The following is a 17,177-nucleotide window of genomic DNA, read 5'->3' on the forward strand; positions in this document are numbered from 1 at the left end:
TAAAATAAGTAACCTGTAAACGTTGAATCCACTTGTATCTTCAGAGCGATTTCAAACCATAAAAAAGGGGCTGCTACCCTAGGTAACAACCCCACTATCAATATTTAAACTTAGCGTTGCTGACGATAATTCAGCACTACCCTATCCTTTTTATTCAGCGAACGGTTAAACTCAATAACTGATGCTTGCGAGGTTAACTCATTGCTAATCGGCGCTGAATTAACGGCGGTAAACGCACTATTCCATTGAATGAAGGATAAATCATCGACATAAATCGCGTTGCTTTTGGCCGACTTGTTTTCAAACTCAACAATAAAGCGCAATCCGCGATAACCACCACGTGGTGAGTTGAAATGCGCAGACAGCTGTTGCCATTTCCCCTTGTCACTATCGATATCAAAAGATTGAATTAAATGCTTTTTACCATTGTTTAACGCATCATTAAGCTTGTCTTTTCTCTTGCGACCTTGCCAATAAACCTTAACGTTAGTGGCTTGTTCAACGTTCACCGTCAAATCAACAGTCATTGGATTACCACTATTAAAGACACGTGCAAAATTAGTCATCGCTAACGCTTCTTGCGCTTTGCCAGCAATGCTTGTCGTTAATGAATATTGACCGCTGTAGGCTTTGTTGTTTGATAGCTCGAAATCACTCGAGTCAGTATTCCAACCGCGCTCAGGACTATCAAAAGCGCTAAATGACTCTAAGGTACGTGCGTTACTCAATTCCGTGCCTAAGCGATAGCGCAGTGAACTATCACTAGCATCAACTTGAGTGAGTAGTCCTTGCCAATTATTGGCTGGGATAGATACGACTTTTTGTCCCGCCACAACTGGTAATGAACGCTTTACATAGCTGCTTTGTTGCGCCGAGCCTTGCGGCAGAATAACCGCATGGCCGCCAGAGAAACTAACCGCCGTATTGCGCTTGTTAGATAATGTTTGCATACGTTTGAGTAACTTGGCGCGCTGCGGTCCTGTCGCTGGTGTCGGCTGGTAACCTTTTAAATAGATCGGCACAATTTCAGCACGGTGGAATTGTTCACCATCCATCCAAACATTCAGTACAAAGGTATGTGGCGTGGCATAGAAATATTGGTCGAAAATAAAGTTACCCAACGAATAGGCAAGTAACTTACCTTTGTATATTTCAAAACCTTGGGTGACATGAGAGTGATGAGCAATCGCGATATCAGCGCCATTATCAACAGCAAGCTTTAGGCGTTGCTCAGTCATCACCGTCGGTTCACTAGCGTATTCTAAACTACCGTGATATTGCACAACGACAGTGCGATCTTTTGCACTCTCCGCTGCAACGCTACGCTTAATATTAGCTTCATCACCATAAGCAGCGCCGCCTTTAGTTGCCGTCGCCGTTTGGGTTGGCGAAAAACTTCCTGTCCAACCAACGTAACCTAACATCGAATAATCGACGCCATTGATGGTGGTATGCTGCGGCGCCAGTGCTTCTTTTTCAGTAAAACCTGCACCAGAAAAGCCTAAACCACTTTCTTTCAGCGCATTTAGTGTCGACAGCAATCCTTCATCCATAAAATCGTAGGTGTGATTATTTCCCAAGGTAACGTAGTCAACACCAGCCCAAGTTAATGCTGCAAGTGATTCTGGCCTGGTGTAGAAAACGATAGATTTCGGCGCTTTTTGTTTAGGGCGCTCGCTAGCAATTTGCGTTTCTAAATTGATTGAGGCGTAATCAGCAACCGACATATAAGGTTTAATTTGCTTTGTAATACGCTTGCTATCTTGCTCGATAGAGCCTTCATTAATGAGCACAGGATTACTAAATTTTGGCTGATAGAAACGACGTCCCATCATGACATCGCCACCAAATGACAACATGGCGCGCCCTTGCTTCTTTTCGACTAATGAAATCGGTGCAATTGATTTCGTGTCCTTGGTTTGCAGTGATAATTCATAATCACTAAAGGTTTGAACACTCTGATAGTAGTTTCCCTTAGAAATTGCTAATTGATAGATAGCACGTTGCGGCGTTGTTATCGCAAATTGCCCTTTTTGGTTGGTATAAAAGTCTTGGCCTGCGATGGTAATTTTAGCATTAGCTAGTGGCTTGTTCGCTTCATCGGTAATACTGCCCGATAGCGAAATATCAGCTGCGTTTACGACGCTAGCAGACGTTAAAAGTAGTGTGGAGATTATTGCCGAGTATTTCATGAATACACTCTCTTCTCATTAACTTGATAGACGGGAAATGATTGACACTAACAAGCCATAAGATCAATAACCAATAGCAGAATGTACTATTTCTATAACGTTAGGTTATGTGCTGCGTTTTAAGAAATACGCCAAAGTTGGGCGTCACTCATAGGTCATTTTTGAATCTTTAACAGGTTATCCATCAAAGTTTTACTCGCAGCCTTTGCAACGTCCTCAATAACTTGTCGATTGGTATTATCACCCATTTCATAAGTGATCGCGTGAACCTTATAAGTGTCAGCAATAAATTGTTTAAACACACCAACGTTACTGGTGCCGGGTTTGTTATTGACGGTAAACTGCGGCACTTCTTGTGCTAACTGAGCTAGCCATTGCTCAACCAGCAATGGTGGCTTAATACCATAGTCAGATGGCAAGGTATAAAACACATCGCGGTGAGTGGAGTGAAAGTCGACAGCAAACGCTATTTTGTCACCGCGATTAGTAATTTGATTAAGCTTATTGCGCACTAGGCGGGTTTCTACTTGTTTAAAGGATTTCCAATCGCGATTGAGATCAACACCATCGGCATTGTGACGCCAGTGTCCATTAGCAACACCATCAGGATTAAGGTTTGGCACTACCAAGATATTAAAGCGCTCTCTAAACGCCTGTCCTTGCTCGCTTAACAACACATCAACAAAAGGAAATAACGCCAGCGCACCGGTGACCTCTGGCGGATGCATTCTCCCAAGCACAATCAACCACTCTTTATCATTGGCATTGGCGATTTCCAGCGCAGTAATATCGCGCCCTTGAATTGATTTACCTAAGCTCGCGACAACAATGTCCCCGCGATGGCGATATTGTTCAATCCATTGCTTATAAGCATGGTTATCGACAATCTCTTGCCCTGCTATATAACGTGCTTGTTGTGATGTTTCAACGGTAAATGTTAACTGCGATTTAGTCGAAGTGTATTCTAGTTCACGCCAACTTTTGAGGTTATCACTAACTTTTGGTGCGTAACGATGACTACCAGCTTGATAATTGATTTCAATCTCAGTGTCCTGCACTCGCGCCGAGCTTATTTTAAACGCATACCACGCACTATCGTTAATCGGCGTGTTTTCAGGAGTTATGGTCAAAGAAACCTTATTGGCCGTGATTTCACAACCGTTAACTCGTGCATTGTCAAAACTATATTCAACGAATATGCCTAATGAAGAGCAGCTTGTTTGCCCCGAAATTGATTTTAGCGCTGCGATTGAGCCATCGATATTGGCAGGTAAAGCGCGCTGCTGACAGGCAGATAGTGAGAATAAGACAACTAGCCCCATGGCTACTTTAAACATAATGTTCAATATTTTATATACCTATTATGATTCAAATTTTAGCGGCCAATAAACCACGTGATCTTCTAAATCACCCGCTTGAGATTCTTTGATGACTTTATTGCGCACCGACTGCCCTCTGCGATGCATGTCTTTACTACTGCCAACAAGCAAAGGATGCCAACTTGGCAGCTCTTTTCCTTCATCGAGCAAACGATAAGCGCAACTTGCTGGTAACCATCCGAAACTATCGCGATTCTCCAGTGTCACCTTAAAACAATCAGGTACTTTCTTAAAGCGATTAGGATAATCGCTACACTGACAAGATTTAGTGTTTAATAACTGGCAAGCAACGTTGGTGAAATACAGCTCATCAGTTTCATCGTCGATGACTTTATTGAGGCAGCATTTACCACAACCATCGCACAATAGCTCCCACTCTTGTTCGGTCATTTGCGATAGTGATTTTTCTTTCCAAAACTGATTGTCGGTCATAATGCGATTAATACGATAGTGCTAATGTGGCGTAGTATATACCCAAGCCATCTTAATAGGCAGATTTAATCACGTATGAGATCGCAAATTTTCAGCTATTGAATAGGTGGGAATTTAATTCGGTTCGACAGATATCCCACCGCAATCGCGTTATATAATGAATCTGTTAACGTCAATAAATGTTCAAAATTATGATAAGTCAGATAGATACGACCTTTAATGCCGTCAGGTGCTACCAATTTTGCGGTGAGTTTTGCACTAGGTAATGGGCGGTTGTCGAATCGGGTAATACCAAAAGACTTCCATTCAGACAACGGCTTGTAATCGCCAGTGGTAAGTAGGCTTTGATCAAAATCTTTTGGAAGCTTTACCTGACGTCCCCAAGTGTACGCTTGCTCCCAACCACTGTCTTCCATCAATTTTGCCGTAGTGGCAAAGCTATCGCCTAATGAATGCCAAATGTCACTGCGGCCATCGTTGTTATAATCTTGAAAGCTATTTAAATATTGAGTGGACTCAAGATTAAACAAACCAAGCTTGCCTGCCCAGTTACTCTTAACCTCGTTCATACCAATATCAGACGCCGCCAATAATGCCAGCGTCGCCTTTATTTGCTTTTGGTAGTGTGAATCTTGTTGATTTGAGTAGGCCAGTGAGCTCAACACACTGAGTGCATTGTAACCATCAACACCATCAGAGAAGTCATTAGCAACTCCCCATAACGCCACGATAAAACGCGGCTGTATGTGGTATTTCTTTTCAATTTCTTTCAGCAGCGGCAGGTGCTGTTTATAAAGTGCTCTAGCCTTTTTAACGCGCTGCTCATTAACTAAACGCGGTAAAAAGGTATCGAGTGTTTTAACCTTCTTGCGTTCACGCTGCTGCACGACAACAGCTTTTTTAAATAATTTAACACCGCTAAAAGCTGCTTTGGTTTGCGAGGCATCGGCGCCATCTTTTACCATTTGCGCTTCAAGCTGTTTTACATATTGATAGAAAGATAATCCCGATTGGGCGCTAGCATTAAAAGCTATTAGACTCATCGCGGTGAATGCCAGTAATCGAGCAATCATAATTATCTTCCTAAGTTATTATTTTTTCGCTTGATTCTGTTTAAATTCTTTCAATAAGTCAACTTCTGGCGGCGGCAGTTGTAAATAGAAGCCTTTTTGACGAATTTCTGCCATTACCTTTTCTTTATCCGCTATAGCGAGATCGCGCTTTGTTAGCGGTACTAACATCACAAACTTCGCTTTTCCGAACGTTTCGAGTAATGACTTAGGCACAGGTGAAAAATCATCTCTTTTTTCAATATACAGATAGGTATCTGCTTTTTTCGAACTTTTATAAACGGCAACAATCATGGGACTTTAAAAACCTGTACGGACAACTTGATAACTAATAAGCGAGAATATACCATGAGCCTTTGCAAAACATAACACGTTTATAACTTTTTGGGATTTCTATCAATGCCGACAACTAGCGCCGAATTAAAAGGCAGCCTATTCCCATTGTCCATTCTGATGCTTGAAGACAACAATTTAGATAAACTAGCCCAGCAGCTAGACAATAAACTCAAGCAAGCACCGGCTTTCTTTTTCCGCGCTCCATTAGTCGTTAACATTGAACAAGTTACTGAAGAAAATATCGATTTTTCAGCCCTAAAGCAGGCAATTGAAGCGAAAGACTTTATTTGCGTTGGAATTTGCAACGGTACAACGGAGCAAAAAAAACTAGCCCGCTTAGCAGGGTTAGCAACGCTGCAGCCACCTAAAGCGAATGACAATAAACCTAAACCACTTGTCAAAGAAACCGTTAAAGAAGTGGTAAAAGAGGTCATCAAAGAAGTCCCGCAAGCTGCACCTGTAAGCGAACCAATTAAAGCGCCAGATATGATAGTGCGCCAGAATGTTCGTTCTGGTCAGCAAATTTACGCCAAAAACGCCGACCTTATTATTGTCGGTTCAGTGGGCAATGGCGCGGAAGTCATCGCCGATGGCTCCATTCATATTTACGGCAAATTGCGTGGCCGCGCGCTAGCAGGTGCTAGCGGTAATAAAGGTAGCGCGATTTTCTGCCAATCATTAGAAGCCGAATTAGTCTCTGTCGCTGGCAATTATTGGGTTAGCGACGCCATCGAAAAGTCGTTATGGCAACAATCCGGCATCGTGACATTAGATCAAGAGCAGCTCACCGTTGAGCCGCTGTTGGACGCATAATCTTTAAAAGGAAGAGAACATGTCTCAAGTAATCGTTGTTACATCGGGTAAAGGCGGTGTAGGTAAAACAACTTCAAGTGCTGCTATCGGCACGGGCCTTGCGCTGAAAGGACACAAAACCGTGATTATCGATTTCGATATCGGTTTGCGTAATTTAGATTTGATCATGGGCTGTGAGCGCCGCGTAGTTTATGACTTTGTTAATTTGATCAATGGCGAAGCAAACCTCAACCAAACGCTGATCAAAGACAAGCGCGTCGACAACCTTTTCATTTTGCCAGCTTCGCAAACACGCGATAAAGATGCGTTAACTAAAGAAGGCGTTGGTAAAGTCATTGAAGAACTGAAAGAGTCTTTCGATTTCATCGTTTGTGATTCTCCAGCAGGTATCGAAGCCGGCGCTATGATGGCGCTTTACTACGCCGACCAAGCGGTTATTACGACTAACCCAGAAGTTTCTTCTGTACGCGATTCAGATCGTATCTTAGGCATCTTACAATCTAAGTCACTACGTGCTGAACAAGGTTTAGAGCCGATTAAAGAGCATCTATTAGTAACGCGTTACAATCCAACACGCGTTGACGAAGGCGAAATGCTAAGCGTTGAAGATATTGTAGATATTCTAGCGATTAAACTTGTGGGCGTTATTCCAGAGTCACAAGCAGTGCTAAAAGCCTCTAACTCAGGTGAGCCAGTGATTTTAGATGGTGAAAGCGACGCAGGCCAAGCATACAACGACACCATCGACCGTCTGTTAGGACAAGAAGTTGAATTTAGGTTCCTAACCAAAGAGAAAAAAGGCTTCTTAAAGCGTATTTTTGGAGGTAAGTAATGGCCCTACTCGATTATTTCCGCAGTAATAAAAAGACCACGGCATCATTAGCCAAAGAGCGCTTGCAAATTATCGTTGCCCACGAACGCAACGATCGCAAAAGCCCAGATTACTTGCCGCAGCTAAAACGCGATATCTTAGAAGTGATTTCTAAGTACGTACAAATTTCAGAAGACAAAGTCAGCGTGGAAGTTGATCAGTCAGACGATTTAGCGGTATTAGAACTTAACGTGACACTGCCTGATAAGCAGTAATCACAGCTTTAAATAACGAAAAATGCCAACTTAGTGTTGGCATTTTTCTAGGATAACTCGACTATTCTTTCGCAGCTTCTTTCCTTAGACTATCAATCAGTTGATTTTGAACCTCGATATAAGAGTGAATCTGGCTAGTTCCGCCGCAATATCCGGTTGTCCAATCATCAGAATAGAGAAAAACAATGTGCTCTCGTCCGATACTAAAAGAATTTCCTGAGCACGAAGAACCATTAAGGTAAGCATTAAACACATTTGGCAGTGATCCCTTTATTACCTCACTATTCGATAATGTGACTTCTTGGTATTCTACGCCACGTTCATCTGTAAATAATTGCAACTTAACTACTTTACCAATCACTATTTTATCAGATTGACTATACAGTTTCTTCGCATCAACATTTCGACTACAAGAGCAACCAAAAGCGTCAAAGCTAAATACCAAAAGAGACAATACTGCTACTGGCAAGAAAGATAACTTCATCCTTTTTCCTTATACTTAATACCACTAACTAAATTAACTTTAGAAGTTCTAGCTCGACAAGCACCTTACGCCAACCTGTTCTTAACACAGGTTGATTACCAGATTTCTCACCTTCTGCCTTCCACACATCCGATAGCACTTCGTGAATCAGCTTTTTAGACGCTAGCATCTCTGGCGGAATATTGTGTTGTTGGGCAATCTCACCGACTAAAGATTTAATTGCTTTAAACTTCTGTTTGTACTGTGGGTAATCAATTAAGCGTGTTAACGGACTTGGCGGCGTCGGGTTGTCTTTCCCCTTTTTAACTGCGTCTAAGATTTGCTTGTGATAGCGTTTAACCACCATCGGATGCAGCGCTTCGATAGTAAAGAGTTGATTCTTAGATTGCGGCATTAACTTAGCAATATTAAACAGCTCAGCGTCCTTAACCACAAAACCCAACGCAAGGTTTTTCTCAACCGCTGTCGCAAAGCGCCATTCACACAGTTGCTGTAGCACACTCAGTTGCACGGTGTTTAATTGCCATGCGTTGCCAATATCGAGATACTTTTTCATCGGCGGACGAATCACTGTGCGATTAGCCAAGCGCATCGATTCCTCGACACAAATATCTAAACGATTAGAATCTTTAACTCGCGCCATTAAGGGTTGATACAACTGATACAGATAAATAACATCATTCGCCGCATAACTAAGCTGGGCATCGCTTAGTGGACGCTTAAGCCAATTAGTACGCGACTCACCTTTATCTAGCTCAATATCGCAAAACTCTTGCACTAGTTTGGCATAGCCCAAACTCGAACCCAAACCAATAAGTGCCGCCGCTACCTGTGTATCAACAACAGGCTCTGGCACGCACTTACCATAGTGTTTAAATACCTCGTAATCTTCGCTACCAGCGTGTAGCACTTTAACTATCGCCTTGTTGGTTAGCAATGGCCAAAATGGCGATAGGTCTTCAACTGCGACAGGGTCTATCAACGCCAATCGCTCGCCGTCATAAACTTGAATCAACCCTAATGCCGCATGAAAGGTTCGCTCACGCACAAACTCAGTATCTATTGCTAATATTGTGGCTGATTGGTAATGGTTACATAAGTCTACTAACGCCGAATGCGTATCGATATATTGTGGAGTGATCACGAAGTTTCCTTGAACTGTCTCGCCAACGAGCTTGCGATGGCGCAACGACTAAATAGTTGTCGCGTATTATAGCTAACTTGGCAGTGAAATAGCTATCAACCAGTGACTTACTCGATATTTAATCGGTAGATATTACCGACGGTGCGATCCTTCGACGTAAAATAGATAATTTGCTTATTGTGATTAACACTAATATTCGCGTTCTTCGACAAAGCACTCTTAGCTAGGGTCACCAGTGAGTTAGTGTTTTTAGTGGCTAAATCATATTGCTTTATCGCGTAATGAGACGGCTTAGACTGTTGATAATAAACATGTTCACCGTCGAGGGACCACGCATAGCGACTATTTAACTCTGTGCGATTTAAAATTTCCGTCGCCGCTTCTTCACCATACAGCGACTTTCTCCATAATCCTCGCCCACTGCGGCTGTAAATGAGCTCCCCCTGTGCTGACATTTCAGCTAAATAACCGCGATCAAAAGTAAGACGGGTTTGTTGATCGCGTTCAATATCCAATTCATAAATATCTGTATTGTTGCCTTGTGAAATAGCACTCAAGATTGATTGGTCGTCTAGGTGCCATCTTGGTCTGCCGTGATCGTCGAATTGAGATGGCACTTCTTTTATTTGGCCATTCGCCATTTCGTAAATATGGATGCTGTTATTTCCCAGCTCCGGTTCACTAAGGACAAATACGATTTTATCTTGTTTGTGAGACCACTTGGGATATGACACTTTCTTTTTAAAGTCGGTTAATTGTTGATGATTTGTACCGTCTGAATTCATTGTCCAAAGTTCATAATGCCCCGAGGTATTTGATACATAAGCAATTTGATCGTTTGTAGAAGCGTAATCAGGGGTTTTATAACTAAACATGGAGCTAACAAGTGGCTCATTAAATGTCGGGAAAGGTTTGTCGAAAGCGATTTTTGAAATACCTTGAAACGCCACTCTACTTTCAAAATATAATGTTGCATCAGCATGAGAAAAAGCAGGAAAGCGGATACCTTCAATCGGTAATTTGACAGTTTCCAGTGTTTTAGTATTTACGATAAAGCCTTGTCTAACACCTGCCTGTCGCGTTGCGTATACTAGTCGCTGTCCATCGGGGTGCCAATCTAAGCCACTAATATCTTGCACTCCATAGGTGAGTTGAGTTTGCTCATTAGTTCGCATATTTACTAAAAATACATCTTCACTAAGTAGACTTTGTCGCTTAGTTACTGCCAAATGGATACCATCTGGCGAAAACGCAATGTCTCTATCGCGATATTTACATTCTGAAAAACAAGACCATCTAACAGGCACTGATGCTGGTTCGTTTAAATCAAGAAAATAAATACCACTATCACTAAATTCATTCTGTGGTCCCTGAAACGCTAACGTTGAACCATCAGACGACACATCCATATAAACAAAGTCATTACCAGGAATGCAATCAGCAAGATATTTACTTAAACGAGTTGCAATATTAAAGCTAACGATGGCGCAATTATCGCTACCTTGTTTTTTAGAAAAGTAGATTGTTTTTCCATCTGGCGCCCATCGAATAATGCCTTCTCGCGCACTATCATCTGTCAGTATGATTTCATCATTTGCATCGAGATCTTTTAACACCAAGTAGGTATTTCGATTGCTTGCACGCTGTCGATAAACGAGCTGAGAGCCGTCAGGAGAAGGAGCAACATAGGATTCAGTGCCAGGAGCTCGTGTAACCAATTCTGGCGCATAAAATGTTTGTTTAGCAGAGTTTTTAAAGTAGTTAATGCCCGACATTCCTGCTAATACAGCAACTATTAACATTGCTGCCACCATCAATTTAACTCGGCTTAAGGTTGGTGCAGAAGATTTTACAATGCGCTCTGGGACAATCTCTTCAATGAATATCGGCGAATCAACCAACCGATAACCAATACCGCGAATGGTTTCCACGACTTGCGATGATTCGCCATTTGTCTTGAAGGTATTGCGAAGTTGCCAAATTGCATTAGTTAGCGCCTTTTCACCAACATACACATTGCCATTCCAAACTTCGTCGATTAATTCTTCTCGAGAAACAACTTTAGTGTGATTTGCCGCTAGGTGAGCCAATACATGAATCGATTTACCTTGTAACTTAACACTGTTTTGGTCGCTAAATTCGATAATGTATTGATTGGGAATCACTTTTACGTTGCCCAATTCAAATACCTGATTGTATTTCATCACTACTTATTCCTCGAAATTAACCGACTCACTATTGATTCATTGACGAGTAAACTGCTTATTTAAACGACTAATTATATGCCCTAACATTAGGCAACAACTGTATACCTGTGACAAGGAAACAATTCAAGAATTTACACCTGCAAACGCCATCTGTTTTTATCTCGAATTATCGATTCTATCTCTATCAATTTTTAAATGGCTGTTTATAAAGGGTTAAATAAGGCTTCAACTTTCAATCTCTATCGCTCTTCTTTTGCCCACAAAATAAAATAGATACACAACTGACACCAAGAGGATACACCTTGAACGCAAAGCTCCTATGATGTTTTCACTAAAATTATTATCAATTACCTTGGAATATACGTTATGACAACCTCACTACTCTCCCGTTTACAGCCCTCTTGCCTGCTCAGCAGACATTGGTTTAGTCGACTGCTTTTTATCACATCAATTTCAACAATACTGGTTTTTACCCAACTCGCTCATAGCGGTCAACGACAACATAGTGCGTTTGATGGTCCTTATATTTCTTTTGCCAAAGATCTCACTCAGACGCAGTGGATTTGCAATGGCAAACCATTTAAACACGTTGAGAATCAAATCGCCTTTCCCATCGAGTTTGACGAATGTAGACAGTCATTAAAACTATTTAACAATTTAGCGACAGCCCCTAAAGCAGTAGAGTTTTCAGGAGACTATAAGATTGCGGCACTAAGTGATGTTCACGGTCAATTCGATGTGTTTAAACAAGTACTACTCAACGGTAAAATTATCGACAAAGATGGAAATTGGCGCTTTGGCAATGGGCATTTGGTTATCACAGGCGACATTCTCGATCGCGGTGATAAAGTCAATGAAGCTCTGTGGTTTGTTTATCAACTTGAACATCAAGCGCGACTCGCTGGCGGTGATGTACATTTCTTACTCGGTAATCACGAAGTTATGGTTCTCAACGGAAAATTAAAATACGTTAACGAGAAATACTTCCAAACCGCAAGACTACTCGATACCAATGTGCGCGCACTCTATGGACGAAATACCCTATTGGGTCTATGGATGCGCAGCAAGCCTGCAGTCATCAAGATCAATGGTAACTTATTCATGCATGGTGGCATCTCCCCTATGATGAGTAAAGCTAAGCTGCCACTAACTAAAATCAATGACATCTTTAGAGAGAACTTAGTCATTGGTGAAATTAAACGAAAACGCAATCGACAAGCGAAGCTCATTCACGGTAAAAACGGCGTGTTATGGTATCGCGGTTATTTCAAATCAAGTGGCGCAACGATGAAGGATATTGACGAAATCCTTGCGCAATATAACGCAAATCGCATCATTGTCGGCCACACCTCGCAAGATCTCATTTTATCCAAGTTCGATAACAAAGTTATCGCGATTGATTCAAGCATCAAGCGCGGCAAGCAAGGAGAAATCTTATTAATTGACGATGGCGTTTACAGCCGTATTTCTTTTGATGGCCACCGTCATACACTTTTTAATACACGCCAAGCTCACTAGTGATGTTGCCATGCCGCACAATCATATTTTTGGCAACAACACAAAGATGTTTAAACGGTATGGCGACGTTCATCACATTATCAATCATTCGATAAATTACTTAATAAACAACAACCTAAATTAAATAGATATTAAAAAGACATCAAATCGACGGATAATGGAGTTAGGTGTCATAGTTCCCTCTCAACTTGTTTTATATAAAGAAGACGCAGTATTCACAGCATTGAGAGTTTGATTGGGTTTCAATAAAATCAACAACGCCCAACCACAATTTTCTTTGTTTTGTAAAAACAAGAGGAAAATTTAATGAGAAAAACAACAATAGCAATTGCGATAAGTGCCGCCACAATGTCGCTATCGTCATTCGACGCGCTTGCCAATGATTCAGTCGAAAAAACTGACGCAAAAAACAAAAATATAGAGCGTCAGCAGCAAGTTAATAAAACATCGGCAGCCAAGAAGGCTAAAACTAAAGACATTGAAAAAATTAGCGTCACGGGCTCTCGTATTCAATTAAGCGACGCATTTTCATCTTCAACCCCGATGATGGCACTTGATAGCGAAGCAATTTCAACGTCGGGCATAGGATCACTATCAGATGTGCTTATCGATGAAATACCAGCATTGGCAGAAGGGGTTTCAAATTTAAATTCTGGCTCTAGCGTGCAAAATTCTGGTCTATCAACAATTGATCTACGCCGCTTAGGTACCGACCGCACCCTCACCTTAATTGACGGCCGACGAGCGGTATCCAATAGCTATAGTGGCAACTACATCAGTACCAGTACTATTCCATCGGGTATGGTAGAGCGCACTGAAATTATTAGTGGCGGTGCATCTGCAGTGTATGGCTCTGACGCTATCGCTGGTGTGGTCAACATCATTACTCGTCAAGATAAAGAAGGGTTAGAGTTTAAAGTTCGCGGCGGAACCACAACCGAAGGTGGCGGTGATGAGCTATCGCTAAGCCTTAACTACGGCACTGACTTTGCTGACAGCCGCGGCTATCTCTACATAGCAACCGACTATGAGCGTGAGTATGGCATTAAGTGGCAAGACCGAAAACGCGCGCAAATCGAAGCAGATTACGATTACAACTACAGTCTCATGTGTAATGAAATGGCAACTGTTACTGGCGACCAGTGTATGCGAGATATCACTCAAGCGGACTGGCGTTCGCGTAGTGATGGCATTCGCGGCGGCGTGTTCGAAGAAGAATCAGGCGGTGTCGGCGGTTATTGGTATGACGAGAATGGCCTACGCGATGACTGGCGTGAAGAAGAGCACGGCGTCAACACCGCCCAATACAATATGCTAAAAACGCCAGATGAAGCTTTAGTTTCAGCATTAAAGCTTACTTACGATGTCAATGACGATGTTGAATTTACCTTTCAAGTACAATACAGTGGCAACAATGCTGATAACGTTAAAAGCCCTGAAGATGAATACGAACGTGCAAGCGCGCTTTATCTAGATCCCGAAACTGGTGAAGTAAGTCAAGTGCGACCAGGGTATATCGATCCCGACAATCCGTTTGCGCCAGCAGAAATCGCAGAAAATGCAGGAAGCCGCATTTCGTGGGATCGCCGCTTCTACGAAGTTGGCCCAGTGACAACATCAAACAAACGTACCACCATTCGTTCGTGGACTGGCCTAAACGGCACTATGTTTGACGGTGAATGGGATTGGGATGTATCGCTGGGTTACGGACAGTTTAAGCAACGCCAAACTCGTCTAAATGAACTCAATACCATTCGTGTTGCACAAGCGTTAGATGCACAATATGCAGAAGACGGCGTTACCATTCAATGTGCTGACGAATCGGCGCGCGAACAAGGCTGTCTCCCCCTCAATATTTTTGGTGTTAACTCAATTACGCCTGATGCTGCTGATTGGATCCGCGCCAACCCTAAAATTTCTACGGATATTGAGCAGATAAACTTCGTTGGCTTTATCACCGGTGACTTATTCACACTGCCAGCAGGAAACGTATCTAGTGCATTTGGCTATGAATATCGCAAAGATACTCAGACCCTTAAAACCAATAAAGAGCAGCAGTTCGGCGGCGTTACTTTTAACGTTGTCCCCTCATTTAAAGGCAGCATCGAAGTTAACGAAGTCTTTGGTGAGGTTCATGTTCCCCTCTTAAGAAATGAAGCGCTAGCTAAATCACTTGATATCGACGCTTCACTACGTCTTGCAGATTATGATATCGATGCCATAGATCTAATGTCTAGCTATCGCTTCGGATTCTCATGGCAACCGATTGACGGCTATGTCATTCGTGCGAATTACGCCCGAGCACAACGCGCGCCAAATATTACTGAGCTAATGTCGCCACCGCGCGGAGATTTTGATAGCTATGACGATATTTGTGATGAAGTGACGGCAACTTCTACTGCAGATGGTCATGATAATTGTCGATTAGAGCCAAGCATTGCCGCATTGATCGCCGATGATCCAGATTTTGAGTTTGAAGATGACAATAATGGTTACTCGCCAAACGCTGGTAACAGTAATTTAAAAGAAGAAACGGCTGATACATATACCTTTGGCATAGTAATGTCGCCAGAGTTTATCGATAATTTTAAACTAGCGGTTGATTATTACGATATTAAAATCGATGACGCTATTGCTGAAATTGGTAATGAAGAGAACATTCGTCAGTGTTACAACTCAACTTTGAGCATCGACAACAACCAATTTTGTGACTCAATCACCCGAGACGACGACGGTCAGATCACTGAAATCCTTCAACGACAATTCAACCTCGCAGAAGTGGCCACCCGCGGTGTCGATGTCGTGGCGCAGTATCGCTATAGAACAGATAATTACGGGCGCTTCAAATTTAGTCTATCTTACAATCACGTAATTGAGCACTTTGAAAAGTACCAAGGTAACGACGGCATTGAAAAGCTTCGTTTTGATGGTGAATTAGATAGCGGTATTTTCAAAGACAAAGCAGCAGCCTCAATTTCATGGAAGAAAGATGATTGGAGCATTCGTTGGAGCACTAGTTGGCGTGGAAAAATGGTCGACAGCTTTGAACGGGAAAAAGAATGGTTTGAGGCAAGAGATGAAAATCAAGCGCTTATCGACGCTGGTGACGAAGATGCTGTACTTGATCCTGAAACGCCCAAATACCTCTATTTTGGCTCTTACATCAAACATAACTTATCAGTTTCAAAGAGCATTGATGTAGGCGATACCGATATAAAAATCACTGGTGGTATTCGTAACTTATTTGATAATACGGGACCATTCATTCCGAGTGTCGGCGATGTCGTTTCTTCATCAAAAGGCAATACGAGCAGTAAATATGGCGGTAACGTTGGTCGTTACGCCTATCTTGGTGCAACATTTAAGTTCTAATTAAACAACTATCAACATAGTAAAAAGCCTCGATAACACTGTTATCGAGGCTTTTTTAAATGGAACTTATTACTCGTCACTTGTCTGATTTAAAAATTGCGATAAACCTACCCTTGTTAGCAGTTTGATAGCCGCGATACATCCCCGAGGTGTTATACGGCATCGCGATATTTCCCACACTATCCATGCTAATGACGCCACCACTGCCTCCATTTTTATCCAATACGTTGAAGATAACATGCTGTGCAGCCTGCTCTAGTGGCTCTTGCAAGTAAGTAAATCGTTTACAGATATCCGTTGTGACTTGATAGCGAATAAAATATTCTCCGTGACCAGTAGCAGAAACCGCGCATTGTTTGTCGGCGTAGGTGCCAGCACCGATGATTGGTGAATCGCCAATTCTGCCAAAACGTTTAGCAGTCATTCCTCCAGTTGACGTACCCGCTGCTAAATTCCCATTTTTATCCAGCGCTACAGCGCCAACGGTGCCCATTTTAAAGGCATCTTCAAGCGCTCTATGATTGGCCTGATATTGTGAGATAGTTTTTGACTTGGCCAACTTCTCTTTCACCCGCTTTAACGCTTCAAATCGTGATTTGGTATCAAAATAGTCATTATCCACTAGTGCAATGCCCTGCTGTTGAGCAAAGTCTTGCGCACCTTCGCCCGACAACATCACATGAACAGAGTTGTTTTTTATTTGTTGAGCCAGCTCGATAGGGTTTTTCACAGTTTTCACGCCACTAACGGCCCCCGCTTGACGGTCGTGCCCAGTGGCAAGCGACGCATCTAGTTCGTGGACTTCATCAAATGTATAGACAGCTCCTTTCCCCGCATTAAACAGTGGCGAATCTTCTAACACCCTAACCGCTGCGACAACTGCATCTTCACTGGTACCGCCGCTCTCAAGAATTGCGTAACCAGATGTTAGTGCATGCGAGAGTGTTTTTTCGATCATTTGACGCTTAATCGGTGTGATTTTTTCTGGCGAAATTGTTCCTGCACCGCCATGGATAACAAGACCAAATTCTGGATTATTCATTGGAAAAGGCGTAGCAGCTAAATTTCCACAAGCAAAACTTCCATAAGCCGTTAATGCGATTGCTAAAGGTACTTTTTTTATTTTCACTTCTGAGCTCACTTT

At 42.4% G+C, this 17,177-nt stretch carries 14 protein-coding genes; 5 read left to right on the plus strand and 9 right to left on the minus strand.

Annotated features, from left to right (window positions below):
- Positions 1–110: 110 nt before the first annotated feature.
- From MHM98_RS12535 to MHM98_RS12555, 5 genes are all read right to left on the minus strand, one after another.
- Positions 111–2,192 carry a CapA family protein gene (locus MHM98_RS12535; protein WP_239439673.1) on the minus strand — a complete coding sequence of 694 codons (2,082 nt, stop codon included), beginning with the start codon at positions 2,190–2,192 and terminating at the stop codon, positions 111–113.
- Positions 2,193–2,347: 155 nt separating this feature from the next.
- The gene (locus tag MHM98_RS12540) at positions 2,348–3,529 is read right to left on the minus strand and encodes a M14-type cytosolic carboxypeptidase (RefSeq protein WP_239439674.1); all 1,182 of its coding nucleotides are present in this window, start codon (positions 3,527–3,529) and stop codon (positions 2,348–2,350) included.
- Positions 3,530–3,553: 24 nt separating this feature from the next.
- Positions 3,554–4,003, minus strand: a complete 450-nt coding sequence (locus MHM98_RS12545; RefSeq protein WP_239439675.1) for a YcgN family cysteine cluster protein — start codon at positions 4,001–4,003, stop codon at positions 3,554–3,556.
- 95 nt (positions 4,004–4,098) lie between these two features.
- A complete protein-coding gene (locus tag MHM98_RS12550) occupies positions 4,099–5,076 on the minus strand; it encodes a lytic murein transglycosylase (RefSeq protein ID WP_239439676.1) in 978 nt (325 codons plus the stop codon).
- An 18-nt stretch (positions 5,077–5,094) separates the two neighbouring features.
- A complete protein-coding gene (locus tag MHM98_RS12555) occupies positions 5,095–5,367 on the minus strand; it encodes a YcgL domain-containing protein (RefSeq protein WP_239439677.1) in 273 nt (90 codons plus the stop codon).
- A gap of 105 nt (positions 5,368–5,472) precedes the next feature.
- On the opposite strand from MHM98_RS12555, the gene minC reads away from it, so the two are divergent.
- Genes minC through minE form a run of 3 tightly spaced genes read left to right on the plus strand, consistent with a single transcriptional unit; the run spans position 5,473 to position 7,308 of the window.
- Positions 5,473–6,222, plus strand: coding sequence for a septum site-determining protein MinC (minC, locus tag MHM98_RS12560; protein ID WP_239439678.1), 750 nt, complete (start codon positions 5,473–5,475; stop codon positions 6,220–6,222).
- A gap of 19 nt (positions 6,223–6,241) precedes the next feature.
- Complete coding sequence (gene minD / locus MHM98_RS12565; RefSeq protein ID WP_239439679.1) at positions 6,242–7,054, plus strand: septum site-determining protein MinD; 813 nt, start codon at positions 6,242–6,244, stop codon at positions 7,052–7,054.
- The gene (minE, locus tag MHM98_RS12570; protein ID WP_239439680.1) at positions 7,054–7,308 is read left to right on the plus strand and encodes a cell division topological specificity factor MinE; all 255 of its coding nucleotides are present in this window, start codon (positions 7,054–7,056) and stop codon (positions 7,306–7,308) included. Before minD ends, minE begins: the two co-directional genes overlap by 1 nt.
- Positions 7,309–7,369: 61 nt before the next feature.
- Here the strand turns inward: minE and MHM98_RS12575 are convergent, their stop codons facing one another.
- The 3 genes from MHM98_RS12575 to MHM98_RS12585 all read right to left on the minus strand — a co-directional run bounded on the left by MHM98_RS12575 (position 7,370) and on the right by MHM98_RS12585 (position 11,140).
- Complete coding sequence (locus MHM98_RS12575) at positions 7,370–7,792, minus strand: hypothetical protein (RefSeq protein WP_239439681.1); 423 nt, start codon at positions 7,790–7,792, stop codon at positions 7,370–7,372.
- Positions 7,793–7,820: 28 nt separating this feature from the next.
- Positions 7,821–8,936 carry a ribonuclease D gene (gene rnd, locus MHM98_RS12580; protein WP_239439682.1) on the minus strand — a complete coding sequence of 372 codons (1,116 nt, stop codon included), beginning with the start codon at positions 8,934–8,936 and terminating at the stop codon, positions 7,821–7,823.
- Positions 8,937–9,043: 107 nt separating this feature from the next.
- Positions 9,044–11,140 carry a winged helix-turn-helix domain-containing protein gene (locus MHM98_RS12585; protein WP_239439721.1) on the minus strand — a complete coding sequence of 699 codons (2,097 nt, stop codon included), beginning with the start codon at positions 11,138–11,140 and terminating at the stop codon, positions 9,044–9,046.
- 369 nt (positions 11,141–11,509) lie between these two features.
- On the opposite strand from MHM98_RS12585, the gene MHM98_RS12590 reads away from it, so the two are divergent.
- Both MHM98_RS12590 and MHM98_RS12595 read left to right on the plus strand, forming a co-directional pair.
- Positions 11,510–12,661, plus strand: coding sequence for a metallophosphoesterase (locus MHM98_RS12590; protein WP_239439683.1), 1,152 nt, complete (start codon positions 11,510–11,512; stop codon positions 12,659–12,661).
- A gap of 306 nt (positions 12,662–12,967) precedes the next feature.
- The gene (locus MHM98_RS12595) at positions 12,968–16,033 is read left to right on the plus strand and encodes a TonB-dependent receptor (RefSeq protein WP_239439684.1); all 3,066 of its coding nucleotides are present in this window, start codon (positions 12,968–12,970) and stop codon (positions 16,031–16,033) included.
- Positions 16,034–16,109: 76 nt separating this feature from the next.
- Here the strand turns inward: MHM98_RS12595 and MHM98_RS12600 are convergent, their stop codons facing one another.
- A complete protein-coding gene (locus MHM98_RS12600; RefSeq protein ID WP_239439685.1) occupies positions 16,110–17,162 on the minus strand; it encodes an isoaspartyl peptidase/L-asparaginase in 1,053 nt (350 codons plus the stop codon).
- Positions 17,163–17,177 lie beyond the last annotated feature (15 nt).

This window comes from Psychrobium sp. MM17-31 (genome assembly GCF_022347785.1).
Lineage (GTDB): Bacteria > Pseudomonadota > Gammaproteobacteria > Enterobacterales > Psychrobiaceae > Psychrobium.

What these genes read in the sequence shown, in the direction of transcription:
- MHM98_RS12535 (WP_239439673.1), bottom strand. Translation starts at nt 2,192, where the DNA reads ATGAAATACTCGGCAATAATCTCCACACTACTTTTAACGTCTGCTAGC.
- MHM98_RS12540 (WP_239439674.1), bottom strand. Translation starts at nt 3,529, where the DNA reads ATGTTTAAAGTAGCCATGGGGCTAGTTGTCTTATTCTCACTATCTGCC.
- MHM98_RS12545 (WP_239439675.1), bottom strand. Translation starts at nt 4,003, where the DNA reads ATGACCGACAATCAGTTTTGGAAAGAAAAATCACTATCGCAAATGACC.
- MHM98_RS12550 (WP_239439676.1), bottom strand. Translation starts at nt 5,076, where the DNA reads ATGATTGCTCGATTACTGGCATTCACCGCGATGAGTCTAATAGCTTTT.
- MHM98_RS12555 (WP_239439677.1), bottom strand. Translation starts at nt 5,367, where the DNA reads ATGATTGTTGCCGTTTATAAAAGTTCGAAAAAAGCAGATACCTATCTG.
- minC (WP_239439678.1), top strand. Translation starts at nt 5,473, where the DNA reads ATGCCGACAACTAGCGCCGAATTAAAAGGCAGCCTATTCCCATTGTCC.
- minD (WP_239439679.1), top strand. Translation starts at nt 6,242, where the DNA reads ATGTCTCAAGTAATCGTTGTTACATCGGGTAAAGGCGGTGTAGGTAAA.
- minE (WP_239439680.1), top strand. Translation starts at nt 7,054, where the DNA reads ATGGCCCTACTCGATTATTTCCGCAGTAATAAAAAGACCACGGCATCA.
- MHM98_RS12575 (WP_239439681.1), bottom strand. Translation starts at nt 7,792, where the DNA reads ATGAAGTTATCTTTCTTGCCAGTAGCAGTATTGTCTCTTTTGGTATTT.
- MHM98_RS12585 (WP_239439721.1), bottom strand. Translation starts at nt 11,140, where the DNA reads ATGAAATACAATCAGGTATTTGAATTGGGCAACGTAAAAGTGATTCCC.
- MHM98_RS12590 (WP_239439683.1), top strand. Translation starts at nt 11,510, where the DNA reads ATGACAACCTCACTACTCTCCCGTTTACAGCCCTCTTGCCTGCTCAGC.
- MHM98_RS12595 (WP_239439684.1), top strand. Translation starts at nt 12,968, where the DNA reads ATGAGAAAAACAACAATAGCAATTGCGATAAGTGCCGCCACAATGTCG.